The following is a 12139-nucleotide window of genomic DNA, read 5'->3' as shown; positions in this document are numbered from 1 at the left end:
TCCCCTATTTTGCCACCATTTCTAAAAATAAGACAAAGAAAACCCTCTGAAAGCTTGATTTCAAAAGGGTTTTTAGACTGTACGCAAAAAGAGCACACACCCGACTTCGCTTAGGGCTGCTGGATTCCTCCCCTGACCCGCTTCACGCACGAATGTTGCTCCAAGGATTATTATACCACAAAATCAAAATATGGCAAATCTCTAACTGTGGTCCGCATCGTCCATCTGTTTAGCCATCTTTTGTTTTTCCCGGCGTTGGCGAAAAAAATCCTGCATGATGGCGGCACATTCATCTTCCAGAATACCTGTTTCCACTGTGACCCGATGATTGAGGCGACTGTCGGTCAAAATGTTATACAGGCTGCCTGCTGCCCCGAACTTTTGATTGGCAGCCCCATAAATCACCTGTGGAATGCGAGCTAGACCAATAGCCCCGCTACACATGACGCAGGGTTCAATGGTGACAAAGAGCGTTGTATCCAGCAAGCGCCAGTTGCCCTCCAGTCGGTTGGCTTCTTGGATGGCCATGACCTCCGCATGCATGATGGCCTGATTGAGTTCCTCACGGGCATTGTGCCCTCTGCCAATAATCTGACCATCCTTGACAATGACACAGCCAATAGGAATTTCTTCCTTGTCCAAGGATTTGCCTGCTTCCCGCAAGGCTTCTCTCATAAAATATTCTTTTTCTTCTTGTGTGTAGTCCATGATTCCATTATAGCAAAAAACAGCCTCCAAGGGCTGTTTTAATAGACTATTTTAGAGTTCGCCAACCAACTTCACTACATTTTCCACGGTGAAGCCGTAGTTGTCGATAACAGTTTGGGCTGGAGCTGATGCACCGAAGGTGTCGATACCAAGAACTTTCCCATCCAAGCCAACATACTTGTACCAGCTTTGAGTTGCACCCATTTCGATTGCAAGACGGCGACGGATAGCGTTTGGAAGGATTTCTTCTTTATAAGCTGCGTCTTGAGCATCGAAGAGTTCAGTAGATGGTACAGAAACCACGCGCACCTTAGTGCCTGCTGCTTCCAGTTCCTTGGCTGCTTTCACTGCCAAGTTCACTTCTGAACCGGATGCCAGGAGGATGGTATCAAAGCCTGCTACCTCATAGACCACATAAGCACCTTTTGCAACCTTGTCAAAGTCTGTTCCTTCTTCGACAGTCAAGTTTTGACGAGTGAGAACAAGAGCTGATGGTGTAGACTTGCTGGTCAGTGACAAGTACCAAGCCGCCTGTGTTTCACGCGCATCCGCTGGACGGAAGACATTGAGGTTTGGCATAGCACGCAGACCTGCCAAGTGCTCGATTGGCTCGTGAGTTGGCCCATCTTCCCCAACTGCGATAGAGTCGTGGGTGAAGACATAGGTCACTGGAAGTCCCTGAAGGGCTGACAAACGAACGGCTGCTTTCACATAGTCTGAGAAGACGAAGAAGGTACCACCGTAAACACGAAGTCCACCGTGAGCTGCCATACCGTTCAAGATGGTACCCATGGCAAATTCACGGACACCGAACTGGATGTTGCGGTTGAGTGGGTTCACTGAGTCCTGCAAACCATCTTCTTTGATGTAGGTCATGTTGGAGTGCGCCAAGTCAGCTGAACCACCGAGGAAGGTTGGCAGCACCTTAGCTGCTGCGTTGAGGGCATCTTGTGATGAGTTACGGGTTGCTTGTGAGAAGCCATTTTCATAAACCGGGAAGTCTTCTGGCTTGATTTCAACTACATCGCGACCTTCCAAGATAGCTGTTACTTCAGCTGCTAATTCTGGATGAGCTGCCTTGTAGCCTTCTACCAATTTCACCCACGCATCGTAGGCTGCTGCGCCACGGTCTGCTACATTTTCCTTGAAGTCAGCATAGACTTCTGCTGGGATTTCAAATGGTGCGTAGTTCCAGTCAAGTGCCTTACGAGTAGCTTCTGCTTCTTCTGCACCAAGCGGCGCTCCGTGAACAGCGTTTGTACCTTGTTTATTTGGAGAACCATGACCGATGACAGTCTTGATTTCGATAAGAGATGGTTTGCCGGCTGCTTTGGCTTTTTCAATAGCAGCAAAAATAGCATCCACATCGGTACCGTCTGTCACGAGATCTGTATGCCAACCGTAGGCGTTGTAGCGGGCACGCACATCTTCTGTGAAGGAGTCTTTGGTTTCGCCATCCAAGTTGATGTCATTTGAGTCGTAGAGAACGATGAGTTTTTCCAGTTTTTGAAGACCAGCGTAAGAAGCGGCTTCAGCAGATACACCTTCCATCAGGTCGCCATCACCACAGATAACGTAAGTGTAGTGGTCAAAGATTGGGAAGCCGTCACGGTTATACTTCGCCGCAAGGAAGCGCTCTGCTTGGGCAAAACCAGTCGCAGTTGAGATTCCCTGTCCAAGAGGACCTGTTGTAGCATCTACACCTGCTGTGTGACCAAATTCTGGGTGACCTGGTGTTTTTGAACCCCACTGACGGAAGTTCTTAATTTCGTCCATGGTTACATCTGCAAAGCCTGACAGGTGTAGCAGTCCGTAGAGAAGCATGGAGCCATGACCTGCTGACAAGATAAAGCGGTCGCGGTTAATCCAGTTTGGCTGAGCTGGGTTGATACGGAGTTCCTTTGTAAATAGGCTATAAGCCATCGGAGCTGCTCCCATCACCACACCTGGGTGGCCTGATTTGGATTTCTCAATGGCATCAATTCCGAGGAAACGGATAGCATTTACGGATAGATTTGACATAGTTTTCTCCTCTTTTAAAAAGTCTCGTTTCTATTATAACATAAAGCGGTTACGGTGTCTTTGCTTAATCACTATTTACAAAAGGCAGGACTGTCGTCCCGCCCTGGAGGTTCTATTAGAGCAAGGCCTTGAACTGAATGTTGGAATCTTCCAAGAAGCAGTCGTCAAAGCCGCGTGGGTGATGGTATTCAATGCGGTCTTTATCCAGTGGATAGGTGTACTTGCCGCCAACTTCCCAGATGAATGGGTGGAAGTCATATTGGAGGCGTTCCTTGCGCATCTTCCAGAGTTGGAGAATCTCATCCGTTGAAGCCATAAAGTTGGACCAGATGTCATAGTGGACTGGGATGATGACCTTGGCACGCAGATTTTCTGCCATACGGAGCAGGTCGATAGAGGTCATCTTATCCTGAATACCGATTGGGTTGTCACCGTAGTTGTTGATGGCAACGTCGATATTGAAGTCACGGCCGTGTTTGGCAAAGTAGTTTGAGAAGTGGGAGTCTGCACCGTGGTAGATGGTTCCGCCCGGTGTTTCAAAGACGTAGTTGACTGCCTTGCGGGCCATGAGTTCATCGGTTACAGGAAGTCCTGCTAATTTGCCGCCATTTTCTTCGTAGCCTTCGATAGGGAGGGTCACCAAGCAAGTACGGTCGAAGGATTCCACAGCGTGGACCTTAATGTCTTTGAATTCAAAGCTGTCGCCTGGTGCGATGCGGATGATGCGGTCAGCTGGCACGCCCCATTTTTCCCAGATGTCGCCACTCTCAACTGGGCCGACAAATTTCACATGGTCCAGTTTCGGGTTGTTGATGATGGCTGCTGCGGTGCTGATGTCCATATGGTCACTGTGGACATGGGAAACTAGGTAGTAGTCCAATTCATTGATGGCAAATGGGTCAATGACCATGGGTTGCACGCGCAAGTTTGGCTGCAATTTGCGGACACCCGCCATGTTGGCCATTTGGTGGCCCCACACCATGTCTTTTACTTTTTTAGTGGATTTTCCACGAGATGACCAGAGGTCCATGACCACATTGGCTCCTCCTGGGGTCTTGATCCAGACGCCACAGTTGCCCAGCCACCACATGGCAAAGTTGCCTTCTGGCACGACTTCTTCTTCGATTTCTTCGTTGAGCCAAGTTCCCCACTCTGGGAAGGTTGAGAGAATCCATGATTCCCTAGTTATGTCTTGAACTTTAGCCATTTTCATTCCTCCTTAAATGGTTCGATAGTTTTATACACCTCTAGTATATGCCCATCACTCAACAAAAAAAAGACCAAATAAAACACAGGTCTGTGTTCACATTTGGACTTTTACAGCTTAATAAAGATCGGTTTCTACTTCTGCGTCTGATAAACTCGCCAGAAGTTCGTTGGTTACTAAGCTCTGCAGGCGCTGTTTGAGTTCCTGAGCAGTCTTTCCGTCTGGGATATAGGCGGCCAGTAACTTGTCCAATTCGGCGGAAAAACCGCGCTTGTCATCTGCCAGAAAACGATACTTGGCAAAACGAGTCAACTTCAGCACATCGTCAAAATCTAAGATGGGATGAACCTGTATGAGCGGATGCTTGGTTTCCAGAGCCTCACTGGTCGAGATGAGGAAATCGACTTCCAAGAGGTCTTCCACACTCTTGAATTGTTCGGTGGTGAAAATCCCTGAAACCAGCTTGCCTGGCAAATGGTGCTGGACTTGTTTGACCAACAGTTTTTGAACAGCTACACCTTCGTCGCAAATCAGATAAACCTTGCGGCTATTTTCTGTGCGACTGCCGCTGCGCCTCAAGGCTCCACCCAGATGAATGGTCAGATAGGCAATATCTTCGTCGGTCAGGCTAATCTTCCATTCTTCTTCTAGCAGGCGGGCCGACAACTTGGTCATACGAAAGAGGGTGCTGTACTTATCCTGGATTTGCTTGACCATGGGATTTTTAGACAGAATCCCGTAGGTTTTCCGAAAGAGTAAGGCTTTACAGTGGGCCAGAAGACTCTGAGCCAGTTCTTCCTTGTTTTCTAGCTCAAAAGAAGAGTGGACTTCAAAATGCCAGATAAACTGCTCCACCACGCGCTTGAGGTCAGCAAAATCTTGGCTGGTTACATGGATGTCCTTGTCCTTTCGGTAGGACAGCAGTAAGATGGCAATCAGAGAAACCTCAATTTCATCCAAACCAATGGCAAAGCTATCCTCTAGGGCTTGCTTGAGATTTTGGGTAATCTTGTACTCGATTCGTTTGCGAATCAGGGAAAAGTCTTTGATAATACTATCTTTTTCTTCCTGATCCAAAACCATATTTCGGTAACTGAGCAGCAGATAGGGGAGAACCTTCAGCATAAATTCAATTTCATACCGGTTAATTTTCTTTCCTAAGTCCTTTTCAAGCCGATAGACTTGCCCTTCTAAAAAGTGGGTCACTGCCATGGAAAGGAGCTGTTGGCAGCCTGGAAAGGCATGGACTTTTGTTTCCAAAACCTTAAGGAAACCCTCATTGGCCTCAGCAAAAAGATTATAGAGTAGGGAGTGCATGTATTGGATCTTATTGAGAGGGTGGCAGTTTAGGTCATAGCCCTGTGACTTGGAAACATAGAGAGTCATCTTGTACTGCTCCTTAGCCAGCTGGCTGCGAATCTCACTCAGGTCATTCAACACCGTATTGCGGGACACCTCTGTCAATTCCATCAGTTTTTCAATGGTCACTCGCTCGGTTGTAATACAGATATAAATCATCATGAGCTGAATCCGCTCATTCATGTTCATGATGTAACTATAAGAATCCAGTGAGTCCAAGAGAACCTGACAGGCGGCTTTTTGCTCTGGACTTAATAGGATTCCCACTCGAGGTTGGCTTTCAATGGACTCCACTTCCTTGGGGAGAGAGCTGTTAATTTTATCCAGATGGTAGTAGATTTTTCGGCGAGATTGCTGGAGTGCCCTTGATATGGCCATAATGGTTTCTGGCTTTTTCAAGCGGATTAGGTACCGTAAGAGGGCGCAACTACTCTTATCCAGTGACATCTTTTCCTCCTTATATTGGTATCGGTTTCATTTTAACATATTTTACCCTGATATCAAACCAAGTTGAACTGCTCATCCATCAAAAACACCACGGCCAAGCAAAAAAAGCTTCCCAGAACCACAAAAACAAGACTAGGCAATACGACAAGCATTCTAACCTAGTCTGATATTTTTATAGGTATTTTGATTTTTCTCTTGCTTGAAGGACAAGGCGACGAGATGTTGGCATGACTGCAATTACCCAAATCCAGTCAACGACGTCATTCAAGCTAAGAAATGCCAACATTAGTGGGCATCACCCTTTTGACCATAGTAGGCATTAGGGCCGTGTTTGCGCAAGTAGTGCTTGTCCATAATGTACTTAGGAGCTGGCTCAACCCGTGGGTTGATTTGCTCGGTGTAGCGGTTCATGCGGGCTACTTCTTCCAGAACGACACTATGGTAAACAGCTTGGGCTGGATCTTTCCCCCAGGTGAACGGACCGTGGTTGCGGACAACGATACCTGGAACGGCCACTGGGTCAATGCCACGACGTTCAAACTCCTCGATGATGACAGCCCCCGTTTCTTTTTCGTAGGCTGTATTCACTTCATCAGCTGTCAGGGAGCGGGCGCATGGCACCGGTCCATAGAAATAGTCGGCATGGGTCGTTCCGTAAAAAGGAATATCCCGACCAGCCTGCGCCCAGCCCACTGCTTCCGTTGAATGGGTATGAACAACGGCATGGACATTTGGCCAAGCCTTATAGAGGGCGACGTGGGTAGCCAAGTCTGACGAAGGATTGAGGTCGCCTTCCACCACATGGCCATCTAGGTCTGTCACCACCATATTTTCTGGAGATAATTTCTCATAATCCACACCAGAAGGTTTGATCACAATGCGGCCCAACTCACGGCAAACTTCTGAAACATTTCCCCAAGTGAACTTGACAAGTCCGTGAGCAGGCAGGGCCACATTGGCTTCATAGACGCGCTGGCGCATTTCCTGTAAATCTTTTGGCATTAGCGTAACCCCGCTTTCTCAATCAATGGGTAGAGGAAGTCTTGTGCTTCCTTGATAGCCGCCCGTGTTTCCTCTACACTTTCACAGTTTTCAGACCACATCTCAATCAAAAACGGCCCTTGGTAGTTGGTCTTTTTCAAGACATCAAACATAAGTTCCCAGTCCACACAACCTTGACCAAATGGCACATCGCGGAATTGGCCCTTGGAGTTTTCAGTTACTGCATAGGTGTCTTTGAGGTGAAGGGCTGCGATGGAGCGGTGGCCTAGGTAAAATTCACTCCAAAGGTCATTGTGCCAAGCAGACACGTTTCCAGTATCTGGGTAAACAAAGAGATAAGGCGAGTCGATTTCTTTCTCAACTGCTAGGTATTTTTCAATAGAGTTGATGAAGGGATCATCCATGATTTCAATGGCCAGCATAACTTGGGCCTGTTCTGCCCAGTCGCAGGCCTTGCGGAGATTTTTGATGAAGCGGGCTCTGGTTTCAGGCGATTTTTCCTCATAGTAAACGTCGTAACCAGCCAACTGGATGACCCGCACACCCAAGTCCTGCGCCAGTTCGATACACTGGCGCATGGTTTCTAGGGACTTAGCTTCAAGGGCAGGGTCATTGGAACCCAGCGGATAGCGGCGGTGGCCTGAGAAGCAGATGGTCGGGATGCGAACGCCTGTTTCATAGATGGCCTTGACCAGCTCCAATCGTTCTTCCTTAGTCCAGTCTAAGCGGGCCAAACGGGCATCACTTTCGTCCACCGACATTTCTACAAAGTCAAAGCCCAGTTCTTTGGCAAACTCCAAGCGCTCCTTCCAAGTAAAGTGCTTGGGCGTTGCCTTTTCATATATTCCGATTGGTCGTGCCATAGGCCTACCCCCAGATACGACGGATTTCGTCTTTGAATTCACGTGCTGCAGCTGCTGGATCGGCAGCTTCGGTAATACCGCGCCCTGCGATAAAGGTGAAGACATCCAAACCTTCAAAGAGTTTGAGGGTATCGACATCCAAGCCGCCTGTCACAGACACACGGAAGCCCATGTCAATCAGTTTTTTCACCTTGGTCAGGTCTTTTTCACCCCAAGTTTCGCCGGCAAGAAGGGCGTCACGGGATTGGTGGTAAATCGCTTGGGAAATACCAGCATCTAACCACATTTGGGCATGTTCATAGGTCCAGTCACCGTAGAGTTCAACCTGAATTTCTCCCTTATCACCGCGCACTTCTTGGATGGCCTTGAGGGCAGCTTTCATAGTTGGGATGGTTGCGGAACAGATACAGGTCATCCAGTCCGCCCCACGAACGGCGTTGTTTTTGGCAACCGTACCACCTGCGTCCGCGCATTTGGTGTCGGCTACGATGATTTTTTCTGGGAAGAGGCTGCGCAGCACTTCAACCAATTCGCTGCCCACCTGAAGCAGGCAGACGGTACCAGCTTCAATAACGTCAACCTCATGGCCAACTGACACAGCAGCCTTGATAGCACCCTGCAAATCTGAATGATCCAGAGCGACCTGTAAATTTGGGATATGTTTTGTCATCTGTCTTTCCTCCTAGCTTTCCAAGTCTAAGCCTTCTAAGTACGGGCTATTTTTTGATTCCTCAACCATGGCCAAAACTTCCTCTGGACTTTGACAGGCCAACAGACGCTCAATAGAATTTTCCAACTCAAAGAGGGCGATAATCTGCGGAATGGCTACTGAAGTGTGAATTTTTGGATCGGTTGCTGCCAAGGTCAGAAGGACTGAAACTTCTTTACCGTCTGAAAAAGTGACTGGTTTTGTCAAGGTTATCAAGGCAAAGGAGTCTTTCAAGACACCAACACCTGCCTGGGCATGCGGCATAGCCATGCCTGGCATAAGGACATAGTAGGGACCGTATTCTTCGGTAGAGGCAATGATGGCGTCGTAGTATTCTTCTGTCGCTGCGCCGCTTTCAATCAGGGGTTCAACTGCCAGATGCACAGCCTCCTGCCAGGTTTCTGCCGTCAAACCCAGACGGATAGAATTGTTTTCTGTGAATGCTTTTTTTAGATTCATTAGTCTTCCTTTCTCTTTATGTGAAAGGAGTTGGAACTTCCTCGCCCAACTCCTTTTCCACTCTTACAAAACTTCGCTGAGTTTTGCAGTGATTTCTTTATCGTCCATCAAGTTGTCCAAACCGATGAGTTTCCCTTTTGTGCGGCCTTCCAGCTCGCTAATTAGGTGAAGGGATGCGATGACGATATCATAGTTTGCAGCGAGGCCTTTTGCCTCACCAACACTGCAAGACGCTACGTCGAAATCTGTTTGACCAAGACTACGCAGGGCATTTTGCACTTTCATTTTGATCACCATAGATGATCCCATACCATTACCGCAAGCGGTTAATACTTTCAACATAGTTGTTACCTCCATTTTTTATTTTGTTTTAACTATCTAAGTTGGGGCAGCTACATGAGCTGAGAAATTGTTATTCGGTAGGAGCTTCACCGCGGTAGTAAGCATCCTTATCTTTTGCTTTTGCATACTGCAACTGAGGAATAATCAAGAGGAAGAGGCAGACTGCAACATAACCGATAACACCTAGGTACTTGAAGGCGTAGCCAAATGGCAACCATGGCACTTCAAAGTCAATGTTTCCGTGATAACCACCGCTCAACTCAAGCAAGCCGACACAAACTGCACCGAGGGCAACTTGCAGGACACCTGAGATGAAGGATAGAATCGCCGCTGCTTTCCAGCCACCGCGTTTATCCGCATATACAGCAATCGCAGCGTTGTCGAAGAATACTGGCACGAAACCAGTGATGATAAGGATTGGGCTCTTGAAGACAATCAGAAGAACAATGGTAATCAACTGACCGATGAGACCGAAGGCAAATCCTGAAAGAACCGCATTGGAAGAACCAAAGCCATAAGAAGCAGCAACGTCCACCGCAGGGAAGGAACCTGGAAGCAGTTTGCTAGAGATACCTTGGAAGGCGTTAGTCAATTCTGCAACGAACATCCGTACACCCTGCATCAAGATGAAGAGGTAAACAGAGAAGGTGAAGGCGGTTTGTACTACATACATGAAGAAGGCTTGTTTAGCTGGGTTGTAAAGTGTACCAGAGGTGATAACTTCTGGGTTTGCCATGATTTCCGGGCCCAAGACGAAGAGGATAATACCGAAGAAGACCAACATCAAGGTAGCAGATGCTACTACTGTATCATGGAAGATGGATAGGAACTTAGGCAATTTCAAGTTGTCAAGGTTTTCTTCCTTCTTGCCTAATTTTGGAGCAACCTTGTCTACGAACCAAATCGCAAATTGTTGTTGGTGACCGATGGCAAAACCACCGCCGCCAGTCAAGCGCTGAGTTGCTTCTACTGTCATGTTTGAACTTACTGCCCAGTAGATACCGCAAAGGATACCGATTGCTGCTGTACCGAAGTCATTGCGAAGACCTGGGATTAGGAAGAGAACCATAAGAGAGATGGTCGCAGCCTGTTGCACCATGATGTGACCGGTGATGAAGAGGGTCCGCACCTTTGTCAACTTACGAAGAGCAACCAAGAGAATGTTCACCCCAAAACCAATCAGAAGGGCTGTCGTTGCCGCGCTAACAAAGTCTGGAAACTCTTCTGCAATCTTAGTATTTGCTGCAGCCAGACCGAAGTAAGGGTCAATAACCGCCGCATCAATTTGGAATTTGAAGTTCAAAGCTGCCAAAATCGGACGGAAGGTTGTTACCAATCCACCAGCTGCCACGTTTAGAATCATGTAGCCGACAGTTGCTTTGATGAAGCCTGCAAAGACATCATGCGCAGGCTTTTTGAGGAGGGCGTAGCCGACCAACACCAAGAGACCTACGAAGAAAGCTGGGTTCTGCAAGATATTCTGTGAGAACCAGTTAAGAGGGACGTTTAGAAAATCCATTTCTCATTTCTCCTTTTTTGAATTGATTTTTTCTACAATTTCATTATAAGGTTTGAAAGCGCAAACAAAAAGACCAAGAATTACACAGGAGACTGTTCACTTTTGGACTGTCACAAAAAAACAATCCCCTCGTGAACACACAAAAACGGTTGAGAAGATTGTCTAGCCCAATTGGCTGGCAGAAGCCTGAACCTTGTTCCACTTCAATTTCAAGCTGTCCCCGAAGCTTCATTTACCGGCAATAATAGGATGCTTCCGATGAAAAAACTCCCAACAATTGTTGAGAGTTTATTTCTTGAAGGGCTATTGTTTCCGACGTTTGCGGCTAGCAAGACTCAAGCCTGCTGCTAGAGCTGTCAAGCCTACTGCTGTCGTGAGGGTCGAAGCACTTTCTCCTGTCGCTGGCAGAGTCGGTTTGGAATTTGTTGTAGCCTGTGGAGCTTCCTTCACTGGCTTCGCATTCGTTCCTTCTGCCTGTTGGAGAGGAGCCTGCTCAGGTTTTTCAGGAAGCGCCTGACCAGAACCAACCACTACCTTACGATGTTGAGCAGGAGTAGTTGCCTCTGTTAGCAGATTGCTTGCAATCAACTGACCATCCACCCAAACATCTTGGTAGGTACGCATCAGTCTGCCTGTTTGACCTTCTTGAAGAACCTTCTTGACTCCTGTTGCAAGATTAGGGTCTTTGATGACTTCCTCAAGGAAGGACAATTCTTCGACTTCTGTACGCTCTTTTACTAGGAAGTCAAGAGATGGAAGGCTGTGGCCTTGGTCCAATACTTCCCAAATGATACCTTCTACTACATCTCCCTTGACGGTCACGCGAATATCTGGTGCAACCAACTCTTCTGATAACAATTTGGTTGATACTCGCTGACCTTGAACCCAGACATCTTCATAAGTCCGAACTAGGGTTGCAGTTTTGCCTGCATCAAGTCCTTCTGTTAGGGTCACAGGTTCAGTTTCAACCCGTTCCTTCACTTGGAAGTCTAGCGCTGGAAGTTCCTCTGCGGTTGGGGCATTGTCTGGAACCTGAGTCACAAGACTGCCCTTAGCAACCAAGCGGTTGACGGCTTCTGTGCGCTCTTCGGATACCAATTCTGTCGCAACCACCTGACCAGCTACAAGAACATCGCGGTAAACCTTGACGATTTGCCCTGCCTGACCTTCGCGAAGGACGCGGGTCTGACCAAGCGGCAAATCTGCGTCTTCTTGTTCTTCTTCGACGAAGTTTAGAACCTGACGCTCTACACGCTCTTGAGTGGTAAAGTCTAGCGCTGGAAGTTCCTCAGCGGTTGGGGCATTGTCTGGAACCTGAGTCACAAGACTGCCCTTAGCAACCAAGCGGTTGACGGCTTCTGTGCGCTCTTCGGATACCAATTCTGTCGCAACCACCTGACCAGCTACAAGAACATTGCGGTAAACCCTGACGATTTGCCCTGCCTGACCTTCGCGAAGGACGCGGGTCTGACCAAGCGGCAAATCTGCATCTTCTTGTTCTT

General features: G+C 47.8%; 10 protein-coding genes, 1 other RNA gene and 1 pseudogene. All 12 read right to left on the bottom strand.

Features of this window, described 5'->3' with window-relative positions; translation table 11 throughout:
- Positions 1–74 precede the first annotated feature (74 nt).
- Positions 75–172, bottom strand: an RNA gene (gene ffs, locus INT76_RS07805) — signal recognition particle sRNA small type.
- 29 nt (positions 173–201) lie between these two features.
- A complete protein-coding gene (tadA, locus tag INT76_RS07800) occupies positions 202–708 on the bottom strand; it encodes a tRNA adenosine(34) deaminase TadA (protein WP_212569894.1) in 507 nt (168 codons plus the stop codon).
- A 51-nt stretch (positions 709–759) separates the two neighbouring features.
- Positions 760–2730, bottom strand: coding sequence for a transketolase (tkt, locus tag INT76_RS07795; protein ID WP_212569893.1), 1971 nt, complete (start codon positions 2728–2730; stop codon positions 760–762).
- 115 nt (positions 2731–2845) lie between these two features.
- Complete coding sequence (gene ulaG, locus INT76_RS07790; RefSeq protein WP_024376139.1) at positions 2846–3937, bottom strand: L-ascorbate 6-phosphate lactonase; 1092 nt, start codon at positions 3935–3937, stop codon at positions 2846–2848.
- A 117-nt stretch (positions 3938–4054) separates the two neighbouring features.
- Positions 4055–5743: a BglG family transcription antiterminator gene (locus INT76_RS07785; protein ID WP_212569892.1), complete on the bottom strand. Its 1689-nt coding sequence runs from the start codon at positions 5741–5743 to the stop codon at positions 4055–4057.
- A 285-nt stretch (positions 5744–6028) separates the two neighbouring features.
- Positions 6029–6745, bottom strand: a complete 717-nt coding sequence (locus INT76_RS07780) for an L-ribulose-5-phosphate 4-epimerase (RefSeq protein ID WP_212569891.1) — start codon at positions 6743–6745, stop codon at positions 6029–6031.
- The gene (locus INT76_RS07775; RefSeq protein WP_212569890.1) at positions 6745–7608 is read right to left on the bottom strand and encodes an L-ribulose-5-phosphate 3-epimerase; all 864 of its coding nucleotides are present in this window, start codon (positions 7606–7608) and stop codon (positions 6745–6747) included. Before INT76_RS07775 ends, INT76_RS07780 begins: the two co-directional genes overlap by 1 nt.
- 4 nt (positions 7609–7612) lie before the next feature.
- Positions 7613–8278 (bottom strand): 3-keto-L-gulonate-6-phosphate decarboxylase UlaD, encoded by a 666-nt coding sequence (locus tag INT76_RS07770; protein ID WP_212569889.1) that lies wholly within the window; start codon positions 8276–8278, stop codon positions 7613–7615.
- Positions 8279–8290: 12 nt separating this feature from the next.
- The gene (locus tag INT76_RS07765) at positions 8291–8776 is read right to left on the bottom strand and encodes a PTS sugar transporter subunit IIA (protein WP_212569888.1); all 486 of its coding nucleotides are present in this window, start codon (positions 8774–8776) and stop codon (positions 8291–8293) included.
- Between the two features lie 63 nt (positions 8777–8839).
- Positions 8840–9118 carry a PTS sugar transporter subunit IIB gene (locus INT76_RS07760; protein ID WP_212569887.1) on the bottom strand — a complete coding sequence of 93 codons (279 nt, stop codon included), beginning with the start codon at positions 9116–9118 and terminating at the stop codon, positions 8840–8842.
- 70 nt (positions 9119–9188) lie between these two features.
- Positions 9189–10637 carry a PTS ascorbate transporter subunit IIC gene (gene ulaA / locus INT76_RS07755; RefSeq protein ID WP_212569886.1) on the bottom strand — a complete coding sequence of 483 codons (1449 nt, stop codon included), beginning with the start codon at positions 10635–10637 and terminating at the stop codon, positions 9189–9191.
- Between the two features lie 303 nt (positions 10638–10940).
- A pseudogene (locus INT76_RS11090) lies at positions 10941–12119 on the bottom strand (G5 domain-containing protein); the annotation flags it as partial.
- Between the last annotated feature and the right edge of the window lie 20 nt (positions 12120–12139).

The sequence above is a fragment of the Streptococcus oriscaviae genome, from assembly GCF_018137985.1.
GTDB lineage: Bacteria > Bacillota > Bacilli > Lactobacillales > Streptococcaceae > Streptococcus > Streptococcus oriscaviae.
Note: the sequence above shows the minus strand (reverse complement) of the source record. Positions and strands in the feature narration are given on the sequence as shown.

What these genes read in the sequence shown, in the direction of transcription:
- tadA (WP_212569894.1), bottom strand. Translation starts at nt 708, where the DNA reads ATGGACTACACACAAGAAGAAAAAGAATATTTTATGAGAGAAGCCTTG.
- INT76_RS07780 (WP_212569891.1), bottom strand. Translation starts at nt 6,745, where the DNA reads ATGCCAAAAGATTTACAGGAAATGCGCCAGCGCGTCTATGAAGCCAAT.
- tkt (WP_212569893.1), bottom strand. Translation starts at nt 2,730, where the DNA reads ATGTCAAATCTATCCGTAAATGCTATCCGTTTCCTCGGAATTGATGCC.
- ulaG (WP_024376139.1), bottom strand. Translation starts at nt 3,937, where the DNA reads ATGGCTAAAGTTCAAGACATAACTAGGGAATCATGGATTCTCTCAACC.
- INT76_RS07770 (WP_212569889.1), bottom strand. Translation starts at nt 8,278, where the DNA reads ATGACAAAACATATCCCAAATTTACAGGTCGCTCTGGATCATTCAGAT.
- INT76_RS07775 (WP_212569890.1), bottom strand. Translation starts at nt 7,608, where the DNA reads ATGGCACGACCAATCGGAATATATGAAAAGGCAACGCCCAAGCACTTT.
- INT76_RS07760 (WP_212569887.1), bottom strand. Translation starts at nt 9,118, where the DNA reads ATGTTGAAAGTATTAACCGCTTGCGGTAATGGTATGGGATCATCTATG.
- INT76_RS07765 (WP_212569888.1), bottom strand. Translation starts at nt 8,776, where the DNA reads ATGAATCTAAAAAAAGCATTCACAGAAAACAATTCTATCCGTCTGGGT.
- INT76_RS07785 (WP_212569892.1), bottom strand. Translation starts at nt 5,743, where the DNA reads ATGTCACTGGATAAGAGTAGTTGCGCCCTCTTACGGTACCTAATCCGC.
- ulaA (WP_212569886.1), bottom strand. Translation starts at nt 10,637, where the DNA reads ATGGATTTTCTAAACGTCCCTCTTAACTGGTTCTCACAGAATATCTTG.